Annotated in this window: 23 protein-coding genes; 6 read left to right on the forward strand and 17 right to left on the reverse strand. The window is 70.4% G+C overall.

Features of this window, described 5'->3' with window-relative positions:
* Positions 1–17: 17 nt before the first annotated feature.
* The 9 genes from rdgB to D7W79_RS19210 all read right to left on the reverse strand — a co-directional run bounded on the left by rdgB (position 18) and on the right by D7W79_RS19210 (position 7,032).
* The gene (gene rdgB, locus D7W79_RS19170; RefSeq protein ID WP_120526832.1) at positions 18–608 is read right to left on the reverse strand and encodes an RdgB/HAM1 family non-canonical purine NTP pyrophosphatase; all 591 of its coding nucleotides are present in this window, start codon (positions 606–608) and stop codon (positions 18–20) included.
* Positions 605–1,309, reverse strand: a complete 705-nt coding sequence (gene rph, locus D7W79_RS19175; protein ID WP_120526833.1) for a ribonuclease PH — start codon at positions 1,307–1,309, stop codon at positions 605–607. The genes rdgB and rph overlap by 4 nt, the downstream gene beginning before the upstream one ends.
* Positions 1,310–1,357: 48 nt before the next feature.
* A complete protein-coding gene (locus tag D7W79_RS19180; RefSeq protein ID WP_120526834.1) occupies positions 1,358–2,164 on the reverse strand; it encodes an N-acetylmuramoyl-L-alanine amidase family protein in 807 nt (268 codons plus the stop codon).
* Positions 2,165–2,227: 63 nt separating this feature from the next.
* Positions 2,228–3,286 (reverse strand): selenide, water dikinase SelD, encoded by a 1,059-nt coding sequence (gene selD, locus D7W79_RS19185; RefSeq protein ID WP_120526835.1) that lies wholly within the window; start codon positions 3,284–3,286, stop codon positions 2,228–2,230.
* Positions 3,287–3,299: 13 nt separating this feature from the next.
* Positions 3,300–4,244, reverse strand: a complete 945-nt coding sequence (locus D7W79_RS19190; protein ID WP_120526836.1) for a DUF4388 domain-containing protein — start codon at positions 4,242–4,244, stop codon at positions 3,300–3,302.
* A 37-nt stretch (positions 4,245–4,281) separates the two neighbouring features.
* Positions 4,282–5,004: a tetratricopeptide repeat protein gene (locus D7W79_RS19195; protein ID WP_120526837.1), complete on the reverse strand. Its 723-nt coding sequence runs from the start codon at positions 5,002–5,004 to the stop codon at positions 4,282–4,284.
* Between the two features lie 37 nt (positions 5,005–5,041).
* Positions 5,042–5,746, reverse strand: coding sequence for a hypothetical protein (locus D7W79_RS19200; RefSeq protein ID WP_120526838.1), 705 nt, complete (start codon positions 5,744–5,746; stop codon positions 5,042–5,044).
* On the reverse strand, positions 5,743–6,513 hold the full coding sequence (locus D7W79_RS19205; RefSeq protein WP_120526839.1) for an outer membrane protein assembly factor BamD: 771 nt from the start codon (positions 6,511–6,513) through the stop codon (positions 5,743–5,745). The genes D7W79_RS19200 and D7W79_RS19205 overlap by 4 nt, the downstream gene beginning before the upstream one ends.
* A 12-nt stretch (positions 6,514–6,525) precedes the next feature.
* The gene (locus tag D7W79_RS19210; protein WP_120526840.1) at positions 6,526–7,032 is read right to left on the reverse strand and encodes a regulatory protein RecX; all 507 of its coding nucleotides are present in this window, start codon (positions 7,030–7,032) and stop codon (positions 6,526–6,528) included.
* A 36-nt stretch (positions 7,033–7,068) separates the two neighbouring features.
* On the opposite strand from D7W79_RS19210, the gene D7W79_RS19215 reads away from it, so the two are divergent.
* A complete protein-coding gene (locus D7W79_RS19215; RefSeq protein ID WP_120526841.1) occupies positions 7,069–7,806 on the forward strand; it encodes a hypothetical protein in 738 nt (245 codons plus the stop codon).
* A 27-nt stretch (positions 7,807–7,833) separates the two neighbouring features.
* Here D7W79_RS19215 and D7W79_RS19220 read toward each other — a convergent pair whose 3' ends face one another.
* The 4 genes from D7W79_RS19220 to D7W79_RS19235 form a co-directional block, all read right to left on the reverse strand.
* Positions 7,834–9,252 carry a type IV pilus twitching motility protein PilT gene (locus D7W79_RS19220; RefSeq protein WP_120526852.1) on the reverse strand — a complete coding sequence of 473 codons (1,419 nt, stop codon included), beginning with the start codon at positions 9,250–9,252 and terminating at the stop codon, positions 7,834–7,836.
* Positions 9,253–9,395: 143 nt separating this feature from the next.
* Positions 9,396–9,797 (reverse strand): 30S ribosomal protein S9, encoded by a 402-nt coding sequence (gene rpsI, locus D7W79_RS19225; RefSeq protein ID WP_120526842.1) that lies wholly within the window; start codon positions 9,795–9,797, stop codon positions 9,396–9,398.
* Between the two features lie 9 nt (positions 9,798–9,806).
* A complete protein-coding gene (gene rplM, locus D7W79_RS19230; RefSeq protein WP_120526843.1) occupies positions 9,807–10,253 on the reverse strand; it encodes a 50S ribosomal protein L13 in 447 nt (148 codons plus the stop codon).
* Positions 10,254–10,434: 181 nt separating this feature from the next.
* Complete coding sequence (locus D7W79_RS19235; RefSeq protein WP_120526844.1) at positions 10,435–12,501, reverse strand: ATP-dependent helicase; 2,067 nt, start codon at positions 12,499–12,501, stop codon at positions 10,435–10,437.
* A 34-nt stretch (positions 12,502–12,535) separates the two neighbouring features.
* Between D7W79_RS19235 and D7W79_RS19240 the strand changes: the two genes are divergently transcribed.
* Both D7W79_RS19240 and D7W79_RS19245 read left to right on the forward strand, forming a co-directional pair.
* Positions 12,536–13,096 carry a hypothetical protein gene (locus D7W79_RS19240; protein WP_171433104.1) on the forward strand — a complete coding sequence of 187 codons (561 nt, stop codon included), beginning with the start codon at positions 12,536–12,538 and terminating at the stop codon, positions 13,094–13,096.
* Between the two features lie 26 nt (positions 13,097–13,122).
* Positions 13,123–13,620, forward strand: coding sequence for a caib/baif family protein (locus D7W79_RS19245; RefSeq protein ID WP_120526854.1), 498 nt, complete (start codon positions 13,123–13,125; stop codon positions 13,618–13,620).
* Positions 13,621–13,654: 34 nt separating this feature from the next.
* Here the strand turns inward: D7W79_RS19245 and D7W79_RS19250 are convergent, their stop codons facing one another.
* Entirely contained in the window at positions 13,655–14,833 is a 1,179-nt protein-coding gene (locus D7W79_RS19250) for a class I SAM-dependent rRNA methyltransferase (RefSeq protein ID WP_120526845.1), read from the reverse strand.
* A gap of 8 nt (positions 14,834–14,841) precedes the next feature.
* Complete coding sequence (locus tag D7W79_RS19255) at positions 14,842–16,107, reverse strand: metallopeptidase family protein (RefSeq protein ID WP_120526846.1); 1,266 nt, start codon at positions 16,105–16,107, stop codon at positions 14,842–14,844.
* A 105-nt stretch (positions 16,108–16,212) separates the two neighbouring features.
* On the opposite strand from D7W79_RS19255, the gene D7W79_RS19260 reads away from it, so the two are divergent.
* Positions 16,213–16,794 carry a Maf family protein gene (locus D7W79_RS19260; protein ID WP_120526847.1) on the forward strand — a complete coding sequence of 194 codons (582 nt, stop codon included), beginning with the start codon at positions 16,213–16,215 and terminating at the stop codon, positions 16,792–16,794.
* Positions 16,795–16,804: 10 nt separating this feature from the next.
* Here D7W79_RS19260 and D7W79_RS19265 read toward each other — a convergent pair whose 3' ends face one another.
* Complete coding sequence (locus D7W79_RS19265; protein ID WP_120526848.1) at positions 16,805–17,767, reverse strand: DHH family phosphoesterase; 963 nt, start codon at positions 17,765–17,767, stop codon at positions 16,805–16,807.
* 369 nt (positions 17,768–18,136) lie between these two features.
* On the opposite strand from D7W79_RS19265, the gene D7W79_RS19270 reads away from it, so the two are divergent.
* On the forward strand, positions 18,137–18,388 hold the full coding sequence (locus D7W79_RS19270; RefSeq protein ID WP_120526849.1) for a hypothetical protein: 252 nt from the start codon (positions 18,137–18,139) through the stop codon (positions 18,386–18,388).
* A 347-nt stretch (positions 18,389–18,735) separates the two neighbouring features.
* Here the strand turns inward: D7W79_RS19270 and D7W79_RS19275 are convergent, their stop codons facing one another.
* Entirely contained in the window at positions 18,736–20,223 is a 1,488-nt protein-coding gene (locus D7W79_RS19275; RefSeq protein WP_120526850.1) for a TolB family protein, read from the reverse strand.
* A gap of 123 nt (positions 20,224–20,346) precedes the next feature.
* On the opposite strand from D7W79_RS19275, the gene D7W79_RS19280 reads away from it, so the two are divergent.
* Positions 20,347–21,144 (forward strand): TatD family hydrolase, encoded by a 798-nt coding sequence (locus D7W79_RS19280; RefSeq protein ID WP_120526851.1) that lies wholly within the window; start codon positions 20,347–20,349, stop codon positions 21,142–21,144.
* Positions 21,145–21,175 lie beyond the last annotated feature (31 nt).

Here is a 21,175-nt window from a genome sequence, read left to right on the forward strand (position 1 = left end):
TGTGTATAAGAGACAGGTCAAAGCCCCAACAGATGACGCCGCATGAGCTGGAAGGCCCGGGCCCGGTGAGACACCCGGGACTTCTCCTCCGGCGCCAGCTCCGCCATCGAGCGCCCGCCCTCCCCCTTCACCTGGAACACGGGGTCGTAGCCGAAACCGTTCGTCCCCTTGGGAGCGCGCAGGATGACGCCCTCGCAGCGGCCCACCTCCACGCGGGGCTCATCGCCCTTTCCCGTCACCAGGGCCAGGGCGCAGCGGAAGGACGCGGTGCGCTTTTCGTCCGGCACGTCCGCCAGCTCCTGGAGCAGCTTCTCGTACCGGTCCTTGTCGCTTCCCGGCGCGTACCGCGCGGACAGCACGCCCGGCCGTCCGCCCAGCGCGTCCACGCACAGCCCGGAGTCGTCCGCCAGCGCGGGCAGCCCGGTGGCCAGGGAGTACTCGCGGGCCTTCTTCACCGCGTTCTCCTCGAAGGTGGCGCCGTCCTCCACGGGCTCGGGCACGGGGGGCAGGTCCTTGAGAGACACCACCTCCACGGCGTCGCCCACGAGCGCGCGCAGCTCACGCAGCTTGCCGGCGTTGCCCGTGGCGAAGAGCAGCTTCGGCTTCATCCCAGCACCTTCGCCTGCGCGAGGGTGAGCTGCTGGATGGCCGCGAGGCCCCCGTCCAGCATCGCGTCCATCGACTTGCGGTCGAAGAGCTTGTGCTCGGCGGTGCCCTGCACCTCCACGATGCGGCCGTCGCCGGTGGCCACGAGGTTCAGGTCCACCTCCGCGGTGGAGTCCTCGTCGTAGTCCAGGTCCACGCGCACCTCGCCGTTCACTACGCCCACGGACACCGCGGCCAAGGGGGTAAGCCCCTTCATGAGGCCCGGCTTGTTGAGCGAGCGCATGGCCATCACCAGCGCCACGTACGCGCCGGTGATGGACGCGGTGCGCGTGCCGCCGTCCGCCTGGATGACGTCGCAGTCCAGCGTGAACGTGCGCACGCCCAGGGCCTGCAGGTCCACCGACGCACGCAGCGCACGGCCGATGAGCCGCTGGATCTCCATGGTGCGGCCGGACTGCTTCCCCTTGGCGGCCTCGCGCGAGCCGCGGGTGTGCGTGGCGCGCGGGAGCATGCCGTACTCGGCCGTCACCCAGCCTGAGCCCTTGCCCATCAGGTGCGGCGGGACGCGGTCCTCCACCGAGCAGGTGACGAGCACCTTGGTGTGGCCGAACTCCACCTGCACGGAGCCCTCCGCGTAGCGGTTGACGTTGGGCGTGAGGGTGACAGGCCGAAGGTCCAGCGCACCACGGTTGAAGGAACGCACGGGGGAAAGCTCCTGACGGGAAGGGACGGGCGAAGCCCCCACGCTTTATCAGGGCGCCGTGGAACCAGCCACCGGTTGCGGGGGTGAGGAATCCCGCCGACGCGTCTCCCGGAGGAAGGCCTGCACCCCGTCCGCGATGGCCTCCGCCAGGGTCTCCTGGTACGCCGCCTTCCCCAGCCTGGCGCCCTCCTGGGGGTGGGAGATGAAGCCCACTTCAATCAACACCGCCGGCGCCTCCACGCCCGTGAGGACGAAGAAGGGCGCCTGCTGCACGCCCCGGTCCGCCGCACCACTCCTGGACACCAGGCGCGGGTGGATGGCGTAGGCCAGCCGGGACGCGTCCGAGTGCGCCTCCGTGCGCGCCAGGTCATCCAGGATGAAGGCCAGCGTGGAGTGGCCGCGCGCGGAGCGGGCCGTGGGGGCCTCCGCGTTCTCTCGGTCCGCCACCGCCCGCGCCGCCTCACCGGAGGCGTTGGCGGAGAGGAAGTACGTCTCGATGCCCTCGGTGCGCTCGCGCAGGCGCTTCGTGGGCATGGAGTTGGCGTGGATGGAGAGGAAGAGGTCCGGCCGCTGGATGTTGGAGAACTCCACCCGCTCCGAAAGCGCCATCTGCGCGTCGCGGTCGCGCGTGAGGAACACCTCGCTGCCCGCGGCCTCCAATTTCTCGCGCAGCCGCTGGGCAATCTGGAGGGCGATCTCCTTCTCCCAGAGCTCGCCGGGCCCCTTCGCGCCCTCCTTCGCCCCGCCATGCCCCGGGTCGATGACGATGCGCGCGACGCGCTCCCCCGCCCCGGCGAGGGCCGGCAGGAGGCACGCGAGCAGGAGGAGGCGGAAGGGGAAGCGGCGCGGCGACATTCGCTCGCGGATGTTAGCGGAGCCCTGGCCCGGAGGCGAAATCCGCTCCCCGGTGCCGGTGCCTCAGCCGATGACGTCGATGCCGGGACGGCCCGCCTGGACCTCGCCGATGAGGGCCGCGTCCACGCCCGCCTTCTCCAGCGCCTGGATGGCCTTGAGCGCGTGACGTGCGGGCACGCTGGCCAGCAGGCCGCCGTTGGTCTGCGCGTCCGCGAGCAGCCACTGGATGTGCTCCGGCAGCCCCTCCGGGAACGTCACCTGCGGCTTCACGTGGGCGAGGTTCGTCTTGGTGCCGCCCGGAATCACGCCGGCTTCCGCCAGCGCGGGCACCTCCGCGATGAGCGGGATGCGCTCCAGGTCCACCGCCGCGCGCGTCTTCGCGCCGTTCATCATCTCCAGCAGGTGGCCCAGGAGGCCGAAGCCCGTCACGTCCGTGAGCGCATGCACCTTGAAGGCGCCTGACGCGAACACCTCACCGGCCGCCTTGTTGAGCGTGGCCATCTGCGCCGTCACGCGCTTCGTCAACGCCTTGGACGCGAGGCCCCGCTTGATGGCGGTGGTGGCGATGCCCGTGCCCACGGGCTTGGTGAGCAGGAGCACGTCCCCCGGCTTCGCGCCCGCGTTGGTGAGCACCTTCTTCGGGTGCACCACGCCCGTCACGGCCATGCCGAACTTGGGCTCCGGGTCGCGGATGCTGTGGCCACCCAGGATGGGGATGCCCGCCTCATCCGCCTTGGACTGGCCGCCCGCCAGAATCTTCTGCAGCGTCTTGAGCGGCAGTTCGTCCGGAAAGCACACCAGGTTGAGCGCGAACAGCGGCTTCGCGCCCATGGCCCAGATGTCCGACAGCGCGTTTGCCGCGGCGATGGCGCCGAACTGGAACGGGTCGTCCACGAGCGGCGGGAAGAAGTCCACCGTCTCCACCACGGCCATGCCCGGCGCCACCTGGTACACGGCGGCGTCGTCATTCGTGTTGAAGCCCACCAGGGCCCGGGGGTGTGACGCCCCCTTGAGCCCGCCCAGGACCTTCGCCAGGTCCCCCGCCTTGAGCTTCGCCGCGCAGCCCGCGCAGTGGCTCATCTCGGTGAGGCGCTTCGGCTTCACCGACTTGTCACCCGCCATGGTGTTCCCCGCCCTACTCCGCGCGCACGTAGTCGCGCTTCATGAGCTGCACCACCGATTCGGCGGTGAGCACGTCGTCGCCGTCCGAGTGGTCCAGCACGCCGCCCAGCGAGCCGTGGTTGTGCACGAGCTGCAGCACGTCCAGCATCTCCGGCGTCAGCTCCTTCAGGGGCGCCGTCAGCGGCTGCGCGATGCGCAGCGCCGTGGCCATGGGCGGCAGGTTCGGCTGCAGGCGCTTGAACTCGTCCAGCTGCCGCAGGGCGTCCATCAGGAGCGCTTCGGTGGAGGAGTCCAGCTCCACCATGAACTCCTGCGTGTCCGCGGGGCGCAGCTCGAAGTCACCCTCTTCCCAGGTGACGATGCGGTTGAAGCTCTTCTGCGGACCCAGGTTGTGGTTGTCGTCGATGACCGCGTAGTACACGCGGCCCTGGCGCAGGTAGATGCGGCCCTCGTGGGCGTTGTTCACCACGAGCACGCCGTTCTTCTTGGACGTGTGGAAGAGCTGGAGCAGGTCCGGGAGGGGAATCTCTTCAATCTTCCCCGTCATGGAGCTGGCCTTGGTGGTGCGCGCGGCCTGGGCGGCGGCGGCCTCCTCCAGCTTCTGCTTCACGACGCTCTCGTCCACGGCGGCGCTCTCCGCGCCCTGGTGCACGAGCTTGAGGATGGAGGTCCCGATGAGGATGCGGTCCCCCTCCTTCAGCTTGGCCTGCTTGACCTTCTCGCCGTTGACGAAGGTGCCGTTGGTGGACCCCAGGTCCTCGATGGTGATGGCTCCGTCGGAGAACAGAATCTTCGCGTGCTTGCGCGAGACCATGTCCTCCACCAGCACCATGTCCAACTCGCTCGACCGTCCGACGACGATCTGCTTGTTGGCCTTCAGCGGGAACTCACCGCCCTGGTACTTCCCGGAGATGAACTTGAGGGCAAAGGACTTCGCCGTACCGCCAGGAGTGCTCACGGTGCCGCGACCTCGATGATGGAAGTTGCCATGGTGCTCAACCCGTCACTTCCGCCTTCCCCGGGTCCTTCACCAGGTTGAGGTACATCTGCGCGCTCTTGTTGCCGGGGCTGCGCACGAGCACGTCTTCCCAGACCTTCACCGCCTCGTCACGGCGTCCCGCCGAGTAGAGGGCGATTCCATAATTGATCCGTCCAGGAATGTACGACGGATTCTGCGCGATGACCTGTTCGTACTCCGCGATGGCCGCCGCGTTGTCCCCGGCGTCCCTCAGCGCGTTGCCGAGCTTGAGGCGGATGTCCACGAACTCCGGGAAGTGCGCCAGCGCGCGGCGGTACTCTTCAATGGCCTTCGCCCATACACCGCTGGAGGCGAACACGTCGCCGATGTCGGCGTACATGTTGGCCACCTTCTTCATGACGTAGGGGTCGAGTTCGCCGGGGGCGCCCTTCTGGCGGGACAAGGCGGCCTGGTAGACCTCCTTCGCCTCCGCGTACTTCCCCATGTCGTTGTAGATGACCGCCAGGTTGAGCGCGGCCTCGGTGTACGCGGGGTTGAGCCGCAGCGCGGACTCGAACGCCCGCTGCGCCCGGGCGAACTGGCCCTGGTCGTGGTAGATGATGCCGAGCATGTTGTAGACGTCGGCGAAGGTCGGATTCTGCTCGACCACCTTCGTCAGGAACTGCTCGGCCTGGGCGTACTGCTTCTTCTCGAAGGAGCCGCGCCCGAGGGTCAGTAGCTGCTTGAGGGCTTCGTCCATGACTCGGCCCGCGCGGGCCCCTGCCTCCTCGGGTAGCCTACATGAGCCCGGGCGAAAACAAGAATTGATCGCCCTCGCGCACGAGTAAAAGCGGACGCTCCCCCCGGGTGTCCACCGGCCGCGCCGGAAGGTCCCCCTCCACCCGGTAGTGCTCCGTCACCGTCGCCTCGTCCCGCTCCAGCCGCGCGTACCACGCCTGGGCCGTCAGGCGCCGCCTGGCCAGGGGGGCCATCTCCTCCCACGTCCTCCCCGCCCCGCCGTCTCCTCCCGGGCCCGCCAGCCGGGCGAGCGCGTCCGGCCGTCCGTCCGCCAGGGCCCGCCGCCGCGCCTCCAGCGCCGCCACCACCGCCACCAGCCGGGGCGCCAGCGAGGACGCGGGCCTCCAGCGGCCGGACTCGCGGGTGAAGGGAACCACCTCCACGCCCGCGGTGCTGACCGTGGTGGCGCCCAGCACGCCCTCGAAGTCCAGCGTGGCGAAGGCCTCCGCGCTCCGGCCATCCGGCGCCACCGAGACGGTGATGCGGGCGTACTGGAGCTTGCGTGACACGAGCGGCACGCTCGAGCCCGGCACGGGGAGCGACACGCCGTCGTGCTCGGCTTCCTTGAGGGCGGTGATGATCTCCGCCTCCGGCCCGGCCGCGACGCCCAGGAGGCGCGGGCCCAGGAACAGGAGGACGCCGGCGACCGCGAGCACGGCGATGCCGATGCCCCCCAGCCGTCCCCAGTCCTCCAGCCGTCTCACGACCCCAGCATCTTCTGGGCGCGCTGGGCGGCGGGCGTGCCCGGCAGGCGCTTGAGGACCTCACGCAGCGTGTTCTGCGCGCGCTCCGTGTCGTTGAGCTTCACGTAGGCGTTGTGCAGGTCGAAGAGGGCCTCCTCCTCCAGCGGCGTGCCCGGGTAGTCCTTGAGCAGCCCCTCCAGGCGCTGGGCCACGGCCTTCCAGCGCTCGCGCTTCGCGTAGAAGGACGCGACGTACAGCTCGTGGCGCGCCAGACGCTGGCGGGCGTCGTCCGCGTGCACCTTGGCGTCCTTCGCGTACTGCGAATCCGGGTACTGGCGCAGGAAGCCGGTCATGGCCCGGAGCGCGTCGTACATGGGCTTCTGCTCCTTCTCGTACGAAGGCGGCAGGGCGAAGAACTCCGAGGGGAACTCCTCCACGTAGGAGAGCGCCGCGCGGTAGGCGGCGTAGTCCACCTTGGGGTGGGTGGGGTGCAGCTTGATGAAGGAGTCGAACTTGTCGCGCGCCTCCGGGAACATCTCCCGGGCGAAGTCCAGGTCCGCCAGCTTCAGCTCCGCTTCGCGGGCCGCCTCCAGGTAGGGGAACTTGGTGCGGACGTGGTCGAAGTACTTCTCCGCCTTGAGGAAGTCCTTGTCCTCCAGCGCGGCCTCGCCCAGCGCCAGGTTCTCAGCCGCCTGGGCGGCGTAGTCGGGCTCGCCCGCGGGCCCCGCGGAGAGGGCGGCACAGGAGGACATCAGCAGGGCGGTCAGGACGAGGACGGCGGAGCGCATCACGCCCCCAAACTATTCGTCCTGCCCGGAGGGGTCCAGCGAAGGTTCTCCCACCAGCCGGGTCACGATGTCCGGCGCGAAACCCCGGCTGAGCAACAGCCGCCCCGCCCTCGCCTGCTCCTTCGCGTCCAGCGGGCGGCCTGCCAGGCGCCGGCGCTCCAGCACCTGCCGGGCGGCCTCCAGCGCGTCGAAGCCCACCGCGTCCTTCGCCTCCGACAGCGCCCGCCGGGCCTCCGTGCCCTCCAGCCCGTGGGCCTGGAGCCGCTGGAGCACGGCCCGAGGCCCCAGCTTCCCCTTGCCCAGCAGGGCCGCGGCGCGTTCGCGCGCGAACTTCGCGTCGTCCAGGTAGCCCCACTCCGAGAGGCGGGCGAGCACCGCGTCGCGGACGGAAGGAGGGAAGCCCTTGCGCTCCAGGGCGAGCGTCAGCTCATGCCGGCTCCTGCCGCGTGCCTTGAGCAGGCGCAGGCAGGCGTCGGTGGCGCGCTGGACAGCCTCCGGACCCTCGGGCTCGTCAACCATCGCGGAGTCCCTACCATGTGGTAACAGGCCTTCGCCATGCACCCCATCCTCGCCCGCTTCCTCACCGCCGACGCCGCCAGGGAAACGCTCCGCAAGGAGAAGGCGGGTGAACCGCTGACTCCGGAGGAGCAGCACTTCGTGGCCGCCGCGGACGCCAACCCCAAGCAGAAGGGCATGCTGCTGGGCGTGAGCGGCCGCGCGCTGTCCTCCGACGCCCAGGCCGCGCTGGTGCTGCTGGCCGCGCACGCCGCCGCCCGCGCGCTCCGGGAGGACGAAGCCCTCTCCCCCGCCACGCAGAAGGCGCGCGAGGCGCTGAAGGAGGAGGGCGCGAGCGACGAGGAGTCGGACGCCTTCCTCGCGTCCATCCTGCTGGAGGAGGCCTTCGGCTACGAGCAGGAGGTGGACAGCTTCGACGCGGACTACGTGAAGGAGTCCCTGGGTGAGGTGCCCGCCCTGGCCGCGCTGTCCAAGGAGTCCGTGGACGCGCTGTTCCTCGCGTTCGCGAAGGCCGCGCCCAACGACGCGGACCGCAAGGCGCGCGAGCACATGGCCCGGGCGCTGTTCGACATCGCGTGGTCGGAGGGGCCCACCTCCATCAACCCGGAGCACCTGGAGACGCTGCTCGACAACGAGGTCGTCCAGGAGTCCGACGAGGTGCAGGACGCGCGCGTGCGCGCCACCGTGTCACTGCTCCAGACGCTGGCGCACCAGGGGCTCATCGGCCCGATGCGCCTCACCCGGCTGCGCGCGCAGCTGGGGGACGACGACGCCTGAGCGCCGCCCTCCCCTTTCGTCCGGTTCCTAGAAGCGTTCGATCTGGAAGTCGTCGTCGCCCCCGGCCGCCGGAGCGGGCGCGGCCACCGGAGCGGGCGTGGGCGGACGGGCCGCCACCTGCGGAGGCAGGGGCCGGCCCTGGACGACGCCGGGCGGAGGCGTGGCGGGACGCGGGGCCGCGACACCGGGCGGAGGCGTCATCGGACGGGCGGCCACGGGCGCTCCGGGACGCGGGGCCTGGGGAACCGGCGCGGGCGTGGGCGCCGTGGGGGCTGCCTGGGCGGGCGCGCCCTTCTGCGCGAAGGACGCCGAGCCCGGGATGGGCCGCTCCTCGCCGGCCTTGGCGTCGAAGTTGTCCCACTTCGAGTCGGACGTGCCGCTGATGCCGGAGAAGCGCAGCGCGAAGTCGTCCGGGTTGCTGGCCTGGCGGTGGGCCTCGTCGTAGGTGACCAGGCCGTTGCGCACCAGGCTCATCAGCGACTGGTCGAAGGTCTGCATCCCGTAGGAGTCCGTGCCCTGCGAGATGGCGTCGTGGATCTCCTTCGTGCGGTCCTTGTCCTCGATCAGCTCGCGCACGCGCGCGGTGACGCGGAGCACCTCCACCGCGGCCACGCGGCCCTTGCCGTCCGCGCGCGGCACCAGGCGCTGGCTGACCACGCCGCGCAGCACGCTGGAGAGCTGCAGGCGCACCTGCTTCTGCTGGTGCGGGGGGAACGCGGACACGATGCGGTTGATGGTCTCCGTGGCGTCCAGCGTGTGCAGCGTGGACATCACCAGGTGGCCCGTCTCCGCGGCGTGGAGCGCCGTTTCAATGGTCTCGTGGTCGCGCATTTCGCCCACCAGGATGACGTCCGGGTCCTGGCGCAGCGCGCTCTTCAAGGCCTGCGAGAAGCTCATCGTGTCCACACCCACTTCGCGCTGGTTCACGATGGAGCGCTTGTCGCGGATGAGGAACTCGATGGGGTCCTCGATGGTCATGATGTGGTTGGTTTCGTTGGAGTTGATGTAGTCGATCATCGCCGCCAACGTGGTGGACTTGCCGGAGCCCGTGGTGCCCGTCACCAGCACCAGGCCGCGCTCCTCGCCGCACACCTTCTCCAGCACCGTGGGCAACAGCAGGTCCTTCATCGTCATCACCTTGAAGGGGATGACGCGGAGCACGGCGCCCACCGTGCCGCGCTGCTGGAAGACGTTCACGCGGAAGCGGCCCAGGCCCGGCACTCCGTAGGCCAGGTCCACTTCGTTGCTGACCTTGAACTTCTCCTTCTGGAACTCGTTCATGATGCCGAACGCCATGCGCGCCACCTCTTCCGGGGGCAGGCGGCGGCCGTCCTTGAGCGGCACCAGCGAACCGTCCACGCGGAACATGGGCGGCAGACCCGCCTTCAGGTGGATGTCGGAGGCTCCGCCGCGCAGGGCGATCTGCAGGATTTCGTTGAGTTCCATGGGAGGGCCCGGATGGTAGCAGAACGCCCGCGCGCGTCGCGACGGGGCCGGGCCCACCTGCTTGCCCGCAAAGCACGACGGCGGAGGCTTCCCGAAGGAAACCCCCGCCGAAGAGCGGCCGGACAGCTGGCCGGCAAGCGTGATTAGCGCTTGGAGAACTGGAACCGACGACGGGCGCCGGGCTGGCCGTACTTCTTGCGCTCGACCGCGCGAGCATCGCGGGTGAGGAAGCCGGCCTTCTTCAGCGCCGGACGGAACTCCGGGTTGAAGGCGCACAGCGCGCGCGCGATGCCGTGACGGATGGCACCGGCCTGACCAGAGAGGCCGCCGCCGCGCACGTTGACCGTGACGTCGAGCTTGCCCTTCTGCTCCAGGATCTCCAGCGGCTGGTTGAGCACCATCTTCGACGTCTCACGGCCGAAGTACTCGTTGATGTCGCGGCCGTTGATGACGACAGCGCCGTTGCCAGGACGCACCCAGACGCGAGCGGTGGCCTCCTTGCGGCGGCCCGTGGCGTAGAAACCGAGTTCAGGATTGATCGCCATGGTTGTTCCTTACGCCTCGACCTTGTACGCCACCGGCTTCTGCGCGGTGTGCGGATGGGTGTCACCAGCATACACCTTGAGCTTCGTCATCATCTGACGGCCCAGGGCGCTGCGGGGCAGCATGCGGCGCACGGCGTTGAGGATGACGTCCTCGGGGTGACGCTGGCGCAGCTTCTGGAGGTTGGTGATCTTCAGGGCGCCCGGGAAACCGGCGTACGGGTGACGGTAGTACAGCTTGTCCGTCTCCTTCGTGCCCGTCACCTTCACCTTGTCGGCGTTGATGACGATGACGTGGTCACCCGTGTCGATGGACGGGGTGTACGTCGGCTTGTGCTTGCCCTTCAGGAGGGTGGCGATCTGACTGGCGGCGCGACCAAGCACCTTGTCGGACACGTCGATGACGTGCCACTGGCGCTTGATGTCCCCAGCCTTGGCGCTGTAGGTCTTCTGCGACATTTCGTGCACTCCAGACTTCGGCGCGGCGCCCAGGTGCATGCCAGGGGCCGCGTGCTCGTGCGATACCAACCGCGGGTCCTCCGCCTCAACTCCGACAGAAGCCCGGAAAGGCTGACCCTCCTAGTAGGACGGCGGGATCAAGTCAAGGTTGGGCGTACGAGGGAGGCCGCCAGGGGAGCGCTCAGGGCGCCCGGCCAGGAGTGCCCGGGCCTGGCCCCCCGGCGGCGGGCTTCTTGAAGCGCTCCTTCAGGTTCGCGAAGAAGTTCTTTTCCTTCTCATCTGGAGGCCCTTGACGCGGCGCGTCCATGTCCACGACCTCGAAGGCGTCCGGGGGCAGGTCCTCCAGGAAGCGCGACGGCGTGCGGGGGACCTCCTTGCCGCGCTTCACGCGCACGGTGGAGCGGGTGAGGTAGAGCAGTTCCTTGGCGCGGGTGATGCCCACGTAGCAGAGGCGGCGCTCCTCCTCGAGGTTCTGCGCCTCGCCCTGCATGCCGCCGTGGGGCATCAGGTCCTCCTCCATGCCGATGAAGAAGACCAGCCGGTACTCCAGGCCCTTGGAGGCGTGCAGGGACATCAGCGTCACGCGCTTGTTCTGCCCGGGGACGTCCTCCTCCTCCTGGCGCGTGTCCAGGCTGAGGCGGTTGAGGTACGTGAGGAGGCTGGCCTTGGGGCCCTCGCGCTTCTCGAACTTCTCCAGCGACGCGAGCACCTGATCCACGCCCTTGAGCTTCTTGTCCGCGGCGGTGCCGGAGACGGCCTTGGCGCGGGTGGCCTCCCGGAAGCCGATCTCCTCCAAGAGCTTGTGCGTGGCCTCCGACAGGCGGGGCGTCTGGGTGAAGGCTTCGCGGTAGCGCTCCACCATCTCCACGAACTCCAGCACCTTGCCGCCCGCGCCCGCGGGCAGGTCGTCGTAGGTGTCCGCGCGGCGCATCACCGTCCAGAGGGTCACGCCCTCCGCGCGCGAGTGCGCGTGCAGCCGCTCCATGGTGACGTCGCCGATGCCGCGCGAGGGCACGTTGACGATGCGCATGAGGGAGATTTCGTCCAGCTTGTTCGCCAGGACCTTGAAGTACGCGATGACGTCCTTCACCTCGCTGCGGTCGAAGAACTCGCTGCCGCCCACGACTTCGTAGGGGATGTTCTTCTCGCGCAGCATCTCCTCCACCGGGTGGGCCTGGCCGTTGGTGCGGTAGAGCACCGCGATGTCGTCCGCGGGGATGCCCAGCGAGATGTGCTTCTGGATTTCGTGCGCGACGAAGCGGGCCTCCTCCTCGTCGTTGGGACACGCCACCACCTTCACCAGCGGGCCGCCCTTGCGGTCGGTCCACATGCGCTTGTCCTTGCGCTCCGGGTTCTTGGCGATGACGGCGTTGGCCGCGTCCAGCACGCGCTGGGAGGAGCGGTAGTTCTGCTCCAGCCGCACCTCCTTGCCGCCCGGGAAGTGCTTGTCGAAGTCCAGGATGTTGCGCACCTCCGCGCCGCGCCAGGAGTAGATGCACTGGTCGTCGTCGCCCACCGCGCACACGTTTTTCGACGTGCCCGCGAGCAGCTTGAGCAGGTCCAGCTGGGCGTGGTTGGTGTCCTGGAACTCGTCCACCAGGAGGTACTGGAAGCGGGCCGTGTACTTGCGGTGCAGGTCCGGGTGCTCGCGCAGCAGGCGCGCGGGCAGCACCAGCAGGTCGTCGAAGTCCACCGAGCCCTGCGCCTTGAGCGCGAGCTGGTAGTCCGCGAAGACCATGGAGGTGATGAGGTCGTAGTCATCCCCCAACCCCTCCGGCTTGGGCTGCGGCGTCTCACCGGAGTTCTTCGCCTTGGAGATGAGCGTGAGGACCTTGCGCGCGTCGAAGGCGCGGTCGTCGATGCGCTTCTCGCGCATGGCGCGGCGGATGATGGACAGCTGGTCGCCCATGTCCGCGATGGCGAACTTCTTCGGCCAGCCCAGCCGGTGGATGTCCTCGCGCAGCACCTCCGCGCCGAACGCGTGGAAGGTGCACACCAGCACGCCCTGGGCGCGCGGCCCGGCCATGTGGATGAGCCGCTCCTTCATCTCCGTGGCGGCCTTGTTGGTGAAGGTCACGGCCAGGATGTTGCGGGCCATGATGTGGTTCGGCCGCTCGTTGAGCAGGTGGACGATGCGGTGGGTGATGACCCGCGTCTTTCCACTGCCCGCGCCCGCCAGCACGAGCAGCGGGCCCTGGAGCGTCTCGACGGCCTCGCGCTGAGGAGGATTGAGCTTCGAAAGGTCCATTGCGCGCGGGCCAGGGATACCCTTTGATTCGTCCGTGCGCGACTATTTCCTCCGGCTGGCCATCGCATCGCTCGCGCTCGGCGCGGGCGGCGGTTGCCTTGACGACGAACGCACGACATCTCCCACCCCGCGCGACGTGGTGACGACCGCCGCACCGTGCGTGTACTTCAAGGATCTGGCGCCGTTCCTGCCGGAGTCACTGGAGGGCTTCACGGTGGGTTCCACCGCGGGCTCCACCGGGAAGTACGGCGAGGTGTCCGTGTCGGAGGCGGAGCGCACCTACACCCGGGGCGAGGGCCGCGAGGTGAAGGTGCGCATCGTGGACACCACCATGGGGCTGAAGCTGGGGCAGGCCATCCGCGAGGCCGCGCAGAAGGCACGCGGGCGAGCAGCCAGCGACCCCACGGCGCCCATCCAGTGGAAGGAAGCCGTGGGCTTCGTGCGCTATGACGCGGAGGAGGCCGTCGCGGAGGCGAACCTCCTGGTGGGCGACCGGTTCGTGGTGGCCGTCACCAGCCGCGGCTTCCCCAGCACCGTGGAGGTGCGGCGGGTGGCGCGCGGCATCGACCTGGCCGGGCTCGCCCGGCTGCAGTGACACGAGTTCAAGGAGCGTTTGTGGCGGTGAAGGACAAGGGGTCGCGGCCCCAGACGACCCAGGAGTTGCTGGAGCAGGAGAAGGCGGCGCGCCTGGGCGTGTCGTCCCTGGGCAAGCGCGAGTTCATGGAGCAGTTCCAGAAGCTCTCCAAGAGCTACGCGGTGGACCCGGGCAACCCCGGCTCCTACGCGTGCGAGGGCTGTCAGCGCTGCGCCAACTGCATGTTCTGCAAGGACTGCGACAGCTGCCACCAGTGCACGCACTGCACGCGGTGCGAGCTGTGCACCAACTGCTCGCACTGCGTGGAGTGCAAGAACTGCCACGCGTGCGCCTACTGCGTGCAGAGCGAGAATTGCTCCAGCAGCGCGTACGTGGTGATGAGCAAGAACCTGCAGGACTGCAACTACTGCTTCGGCTGCGTGGGGCTGTCCAAGAAGGACTTCCACATCCTCAACGTGGGCTTCAGCCGCACCGAGTACTTCAAGGTCGTGGGCCGGCTGCGCAAGGAGCTGGGCATCCCGTAGGCAGCGCTGGCCCCCTGCCCCACCGCGCCCTGTCTTAAAGGGCGCGGACGTAGAGGGCCTTGAGGTACTCCGTCTCCGTCAGGCCCGCGAGCACCGGGTGGTCCAGCCCGGCGCCGCGCCGCTCCAATATCTGCACCGGGCGCTTCGCGTCCGCGGCGGCGTCCAGCACCATGGACTCGAAGCCCTGCCGGTCCAGCTTCCCCGAGCACGAGCACGTCACCAGCAGGCCGTCCGGCTTGAGGCAGCGCAGGGCGCGCAGGTTGAGCTCGTGGTAGGCGCGCAGCGCGGTGGCCAGGCCCTCGCGGCGCTTGGCCAGGCCCGGCGGGTCCAGGACGATGGTGTCGAAGCGGCGGCCCTCCTGGTCGAAGCGGCGCAGCACGTCGAACGCGTTGCCGTTCTCCACCTTCACGTTGGCGCGGCCGTTGGCCTCCGCGTTGGACTGGATGCGGGAAGCGGCCTTCGCGTCCTGCTCCACCGCGAGCACCGACGTGCAGTGCTTCGCGAGCGCGAGCGCGAAGCCGCCGTGGTAGCTGAAGCAGTCCAGCGCCTCGCCCCGGCCCAGCTCGCCCGCGCGCAGGTGGTTGTCCACCTGGTCCAGGAACGCGCCCGTCTTCATGTCGCCCAGCAGGTCCACGTCGAAGCGGTTGTCGCCCTCGTGGTAGGTGAAGCGCGCGCTTCCCTCGCCGTGCAGCAGGCGCACCTCGCGGGGCAGGCTCTCGAAGTCGCGGCCGGAGGCGTCGTCGCGGCACACCACGTGGCTTACGCCCGTCCGCTCCACCAGCGCGCGCGCGAGCATCTCCTTGCGCGCGTCCATGCCCTCCGACAGCGTCTGCACGGTGAGGCCCTGGCCGTAGCGGTCCACGAAGAAGCCGGGCAGCAGGTCCGCCTCCCCGTGCACCAGGCGCAGGCCGTCACGCCCCGGCAACACGGCGCGGCGGGCGAGCGCGGCCTCCAGGCGGCGGATGAAGAAGGCGTCGTCCACCTTCTCCTCGTTGGGCCCCTTGCGCGTGAGCAGCCGCAGGGCGAGCGGGGAGCGGCGGGCGTAGAGCGCCTGCCCGATGGGGTTGCCCTGCGGATCCACCACCGCCACCACCGCGCCCGGCGTGTCGGTGGCGGGGGGCTCGGTGAGCTCCGTGCGGTACACCCAGGGAGTGCCGCGACGCAGCGTCTTGGCGCCCTTGAGGCTGACCCGGGCGGTGGGAAGGGAAGGCATGTGGGGGCTCACTCCAGGCCGCGTGCGGCCAGTTCCTCGTCGTCTTCCCCTCGCAGATGCCCGATTTCATGGAGCAGTGTCACGCGAATCTGTTCGCGCAGCTCCTCGGGCGTGCGCACCGCGCGGGCCAGGTTGCGCCGGTAGAGGGCCACCGAGCGGCAGGGCGTCTCCGAGCCGTCGCACGGCTCCTGGAGGGACGGGCCCCGGAACAGGCCCAGGATGGTGGGCGACAGGGGCGGCTGGTTGGCGAGCAGGTCGTCCTCGGAGGGAATCTCCTCCGTGGCCACCGGCACGCCCTCCAGGTCCTTGCGCATGTCCTCGGGCAGGTCCGCCAGCGCCCGCGTCACCTGCGCCTTGAACTCGTCCGGCGACGGCAGGGGCGGCGGGGGGAAGTCCTCGGGCTCCAGCGCGCGGGCCTTCTGGAAGTGCTCCTCCGCCTTGGCCCACTGGCCCTCGCGCTCCAGCAGGAGCCCCAGGTGCTGGTGCGCGTGCGCCGCGCGCTCCTTGTCCTTCAGGAGCGACGCGAAGGCGGCCTTGGCCTCGCGGAAGCGGCACAGCTCGAAGAGGGCCAGGGCCTTCTCGTACTTCGCCTCGCGGTTGTCCGGCTCGCGGGCCAGGACGATGGCGGCGCGGTCCAAGGCCTGGTCCGCCTGCCCCAGGTCGTTGAAGGCCATGGCGGCCACCAGCGCCAGCGCGGGCACGAGCTCCGGGGGCGTGGAGGGCTGGGACAGGCCCCGCTCGGCGTAGAGCGCGCCCAGTTCGTCCCGCTCTCGCGTGGAGGGCAGCTGCACCGCGTACAGGTGCGCGGCGCCCAGGAGCGCGTCCGCGTCCCCGGGGTCGATGGCCAGCGCGCGGGCGAAGGCGAGCTGCGCCTCGGGCTCGCGGTTGAGCGCGGCCAGGGCGGCGCCCCGTTCCGCGTGGGCGGCGGCGAGGTCCGGCTCCAGCGCGGCGGCCTGCGCGGCGCAGGAGAGCGCTTCCTCGTAGTGACCCGCGTCGTAGTAGTCGCGGGCCGCGTCCAGGGGGGCGCCCTCCTTCGCGTCACACACCGCCAGCGGGTGCACCTCCGCCACCGCGTCGTCCGGGCGCTTCACGGAGGCGCTGGGGCCCGCGTCTCCGGAGGACCCGGCGAGAGTCCCCGCGTCCGCCCCCGCGTCCGTCCCCACGAGGGCGGCCGTCGTGCCCGCATCCGTGCCCGCGTCGGCGACCGCCGGAGGGTTCCGTTTGCAGGAGACGAGCAGGAGGAGACAGACAGCGAGCAGACCGCGCCGCGACATGGGTGGGGAGGCTATGGCATCCGCCCCATGCACAGGAAGCGGGGACGTGCCTGCCCGCCTGAGGGGTCCCCTGCCCTGCCCGGCTGCATTACCCTCCGGCCTCCCATGAGCGAACTCATCCTGGCATCCACCTCCAGCGCGCGACGGGCCCTGATGGACGGGCTGGGCCTGCCCTACCGCACCGAAGCCCCCGGAGTGGACGAGTACGTCTCCCCGGACCTGTCCGCCGAGGAGGCCGTGCGGATGCTCGCCGTGCGCAAGGCCCGCGCGGTGCAGGAGCGCCACCCGGAGGCCTGGGTGCTGGGCGCGGATCAGCTGGTGGAGGTGGGCCGCGACGTGCTGGGCAAGCCCCGGGACCGGGACGCGGCCCGGGCGCAGCTCCAGCGCCTGCTGGGCCACACCCACGTCATCCACACCGCCGTGTGCCTGTTGGGCCCTGGCGGCCACCACTCGGAGACCGTGGAGGACACGCGCCTCACGTTCTTCCCCGTCCCGCCGGAGGAACTGGAGCGCTACCTGGACACCGGCGAGTGGGAGGGCTGCGCGGGCAGCTACCGCGTGGAGGGCCGGGGACAGGCGCTGCTCCAGAAGCTGGAGGGCGACCGCACCAACGTGCAGGGACTGCCCATGCTGTCCGTGGTGCGGCTCTTGCGGCAGGCGGGCTTCGACCTCTTCGCCCGCCCCTGAAGGCGGGGGTTCACCCCGCGCTGGACAGCTCCGTGAGGATTTCCTGGTACGCGGCGCGGGCCTTGTCGGCCTGGTCCGCCTTGAAGCTCACCGCGGCCACCACCGGGTGGCCGCCTCCGCCGTAGCGGCCGGCGATGGCGGCCAGGTCGTGCTGGCGCGTCTGGGGCTTCCACGGGTTGGAGCCCAGCGACACCTTGGCGCGCGACGCGCCCCTGCCCACCCACAGCGTGTAGCGCGCGTCCGGGTAGAGCGCGTACGCGATGAACTTGTTGAGGCTGTCCACGCCCTCGTCCACCAGGTCGAAGTGGACGATGCCGTTCTCGTACCGGGCCTTCTCACGCACGAGGTCGATGTTGCGCTGGTGCCGGAAGAGCAGCGGCGCCAGCGGGGCGGCGATGAGCGGCGACGCGGCGATGTCCGCCAGCGAGTCCGTCTGCATGCGCCGGATGACCTCCGGGATGAGCGTGTCGTCCTTGGTGGACTCCAGCACCGTCATGATGCGCAGCGCGGGCTCCTCCAGCGCCACCGCCATCTGGGGGCTGGGGAACTGCGCGCCGTCGATGATCTCCGCCCAGTGCAGCAGGTCCTTCAGCGGGGACGCGTCCCAGCCGAAGCGCTCGCGCGCCACGTCCGCCAGGTACAGCGTGCAGCTCTTGCGCTGGGGGTCGTGAAACTTGCGCCCGCTGGTGTCGCGCTGGAAGTGGGGCTCGTCGCCGGGCTGCTGGAAGGCGGAGGCGTGGTGGTCGAACCACCAGGTGAGCCGCGCGTCCTGGCTGTAGCGGAAGTCGACGATGACGTTCTCGTCCCCGGTGAACACCGCCGGGTCGATGCCCTCCGCGCCCGGCTTGTGCGCCAGGCCCCGGTAGCTGAACGTGGCGTCCGCGCGCACGCGCTCCCGGTAGAAGCGGGTGAAGACCGCGGCGCTGGCCGCGCCGTCGAAACAGTTGTCGTGGAAGAGGACCTGGACTCGCATGGGCGTCCGCCCTCTACCCTGAATCGCCGCCGCGCCCCAACCGCACCGTGGTCCCCTGGCCGCAGGGACTGTGGCCAGGGGGTGACACCGGACCCAGCCCCCGTCGTTCCACGGCGTTGAACGAGATGCGCGCCATTGAACGATGCGTGGAAATCACCGCACGGGGTGAACGAAAAACTCGACAGAACGAGGAACGACCCTGAAGGGCTGAAAAAAGGAAGGCCCTCCGGCCCTGCGGAAACCCGCTATCCGCAAGGAAAACCCCTGGAAACAGGGACCTGACAGGGAGGCCGGGCCCTGGCACCTCGCCTGCATGGTGTCAGACCGACGAGGTACTCACCCGCGCGGCACGAAGTGGCGGGAGGAACCATGGCGAAGCGGACCGCAGGCAAGACGAAGGGTGGCACGGTGGTGCGGCGGCAGGGCCGGCGGGTGATGCCCGCGCTGCGGCGCACGGCGAAGCGCGCGCGGGTGGCGGCCCAGAAGGCCCAGCTCACCGTGGGCGAGGTCATCGCCGCGGCGTTCGACACGGCGGGCGGCGAGATGAGCGGCGTGCTGGAGCTCGTCACCTCTCCGCAGATGACCCGCGCGCTGGGCCGCCGCATCGTCGTCGTGGGCTGAGAGCAGCCTGCGTCCCGGCCCGTGAAGCCCAGGCCGCGCTGCCGGAAACGGAAGCGCGCGGGCACAGCGGCCGTCGCGACACGGCTGTCAGCCTTCCTCCACCAGGTGCCGCGTTTCGCGTGAGCGCGGGTGGAGTCTTCCTTCCCCTTCGGGTCGTCCTGGAACCTGGATCCGCGGGACCGGGAAACGGATCCGCGCGGGTTCATCCAGACCCGGCACTGCCCGCGTTCGTCACTTCGCGCCGGGTGGGCCGCGCGCTTCGCACCTGAAACACGACGGCCCGTGCTCCCTCGCGAAACGGGGAACACGGGCCGGGAAGCCCCGGAGACCGGGGCTTGGGACGCCTGTTACTGGCGGGGCTGCCAGCGTGGGCGGTGGTCGTCACCCTCGCTCGTCAGCACCGTGTACGTGTCCTTCGGGTGGGTGATGAGCGGGCCGGCCGCGGCGCCGGTGGTCGGCTCAATGGGCTGCACGTTGAGCTGGCCGCCCAGGACGTAGGCCACGAACAGGCCGTCCGGGGAGAACGACGGCAGCGTGGCGTTGTTCGCGAGCAGCACCGGGGCGCCCTCGGCCGCGCCCGTGGTGGTGTTCACGCGCTGGAGGAAGATGGCGTTGCCCGGCTTGTCGCCGCACAGCTCCGCGCCGGTGTTGCCACACAGCGTGGCCGCGCCGGCGATGTTCAGGTAGTAGGCGCGCACGTACGCCACCCAGCTGCCGTCCGGAGCCCAGTTCGGGTTCGCGATGTACGAGTCCACGCTGCCGCCCGTGACGGCGTCGGAGGTCCTGTCCGCGAGCAGCGTCGGGGTGCCGCCGCCCGTCACCGGCAGCGAGTACAGCCGGAGCACCGGGGTGACGTCCGTGCCGAAGGTCACGGTCATGTTGTCCGGGTTGGCCAGGAAGAGCAGCTGCGAGGTGACGCGGTTGTAGTGCGGCTGCTCACCCGTCGTGGGCGAGCCCGCGAGCGGAGTCGGCACGCCGCCGCCCGTGGACACGAGGATGCCCGTGCCCGCGGCGCTGTACGCGTAGTCCGTGCCGTTGGGCGCCCAGTCCGGGAAGGTGCCGTTGGCGGTGGCCTGCGTGGCCGTGCCGCCCGTCGCCGCGATGGTGGAGATGCCCGTGCTGCCGCGCACCCAGGCGATGAGGTTGCCCGGCTCCCACTCCATGTAGCGGATGCGAGCGCCGCCGCCCGTCGTCAGCACGGTGGGCGCGGCGGCCGTGAGCGGCACGGGACGCACCGCGAGCTCCGCCGTGGCGGCGGTGACGTCCCCCTGCACGAAGGCCACCTGGGTGCCGCCCGGGCCGAAGCGCGGGTAGGCGCTGGTGCCGCCGTCGGAGCTGAGCGACGTCATCCCCGGCACGTCGTAGGCCGTCACCAGCGCGCGGGTGCCGCCGTCGTTGCCCGTCACGGCGATGAGGAGCGACTGGCAGGTGGCGGCCTCGCAGCGCAGGCCCGCCATGCAGTCCGAGGACGCGGTGCAAGCGCCACCCTTGGCCACGTTCATGCCCGCGTCGGTGCCAGCGTCCATCTCCGTGCCCGCGTCGGCGCCGGCGTCGACCTGCGTGCCCGCGTCGGTGCCGGCGTCCATCTCCGTGCCCGCGTCGGTGCCCGCGTCGACCTGCGTGCCCGCGTCGACCTCCGTGCCCGCGTCCACTTCCGGCTCAGGGGTGAGGTTGCGCAGCTCGCACTTGTTGTCCGCGTTGCAGGACCAGGTCTGGCCCTCGGGCGCCGTCCCCTTCTCACGGCAGTCGAACTGGTCGACGCATTCGTCGCCACATCCCGTGGCCATCATCGCCAGGGCCCCGAACAACGCACCCCACACCACTCGCTTGGTCATTCTCATGGCCTCCAAAGTCAGGGGGCGCGTCATAGCTTCGCGTTCACGGGTGACGGGACGCCTTGAAGGGCCTGTCATCCGGGCCTGTCCGTGATTGAACGCGGGTGGGAGGAAGGGTGCTCAATGATCGACACGCACTGCCATCTGGACGCCTCGCGCTTCGACCCCGACCGCGACAGCGTTGTCACACGCGCCTGGGCCGCGGGCCTGCACGGCATCCTCATCCCCGCCGTGGGCCCGGAGACGTGGGAGCCGCTGCTGGAGCTGCCGCGCCAGGACGCTCGCATCCAGGTGGGGCTGGGCATCCATCCCCAGTTCCTGCCGGACCTGCGGCCAGAGGACGACGGCGAGCACCTGGAGCGGCTGGACGCGCTGCTGGCGAAAGGCGGCGCGGTCGCGGTGGGCGAGTGCGGCCTGGATGGTCCCACCCTCCCCGGTGCATCGCTGGAGCGGCAGCTGGCGGTGCTGCGCGGGCACCTGGCCCTGGCGCGCAAGCACGGGTTGCCGGTGCTGATGCACTGCCACCGGCTGCACCCGGCGATGATGGAGCTCCTGAAGACGGAAGCCTGGCCGGAGGCGGGCATCCTCATGCACAGCTACAGCGGCGGCGCGGAGCTGGCGCGCTTCTACATCCAGAAGGGCTGTTACTTCTCCTTCGCGGGCCCGGTGACGTGGGCGGAGGCGCGCAAGCCGCTGGACGCCCTGCGCGTGATTCCGGCGGACCGGCTGGTGGCGGAGACGGACTCGCCGGACCAGGCGCCCACGCCCTTCCGGGGGCAGCGCTCCGAGCCGGGCTACCTGCCCCACATCCTCGCGGGCATGGCGCAGGTGCTGGGGGAGCCGGTGGAGGCGCTCGCCCAGCGGACGACCGAGAATGCCCGCCGCCTGTTCCGGGAAGCTTTCCCCTCCCCTTCGCGGTAGGCGAGCGTCGCGTGATAGAGGAGCCCTTCAT

The sequence above is a fragment of the Corallococcus exercitus genome, from assembly GCF_003611585.1.
Taxonomy (GTDB): Bacteria; Myxococcota; Myxococcia; order Myxococcales; family Myxococcaceae; genus Corallococcus; species Corallococcus exercitus.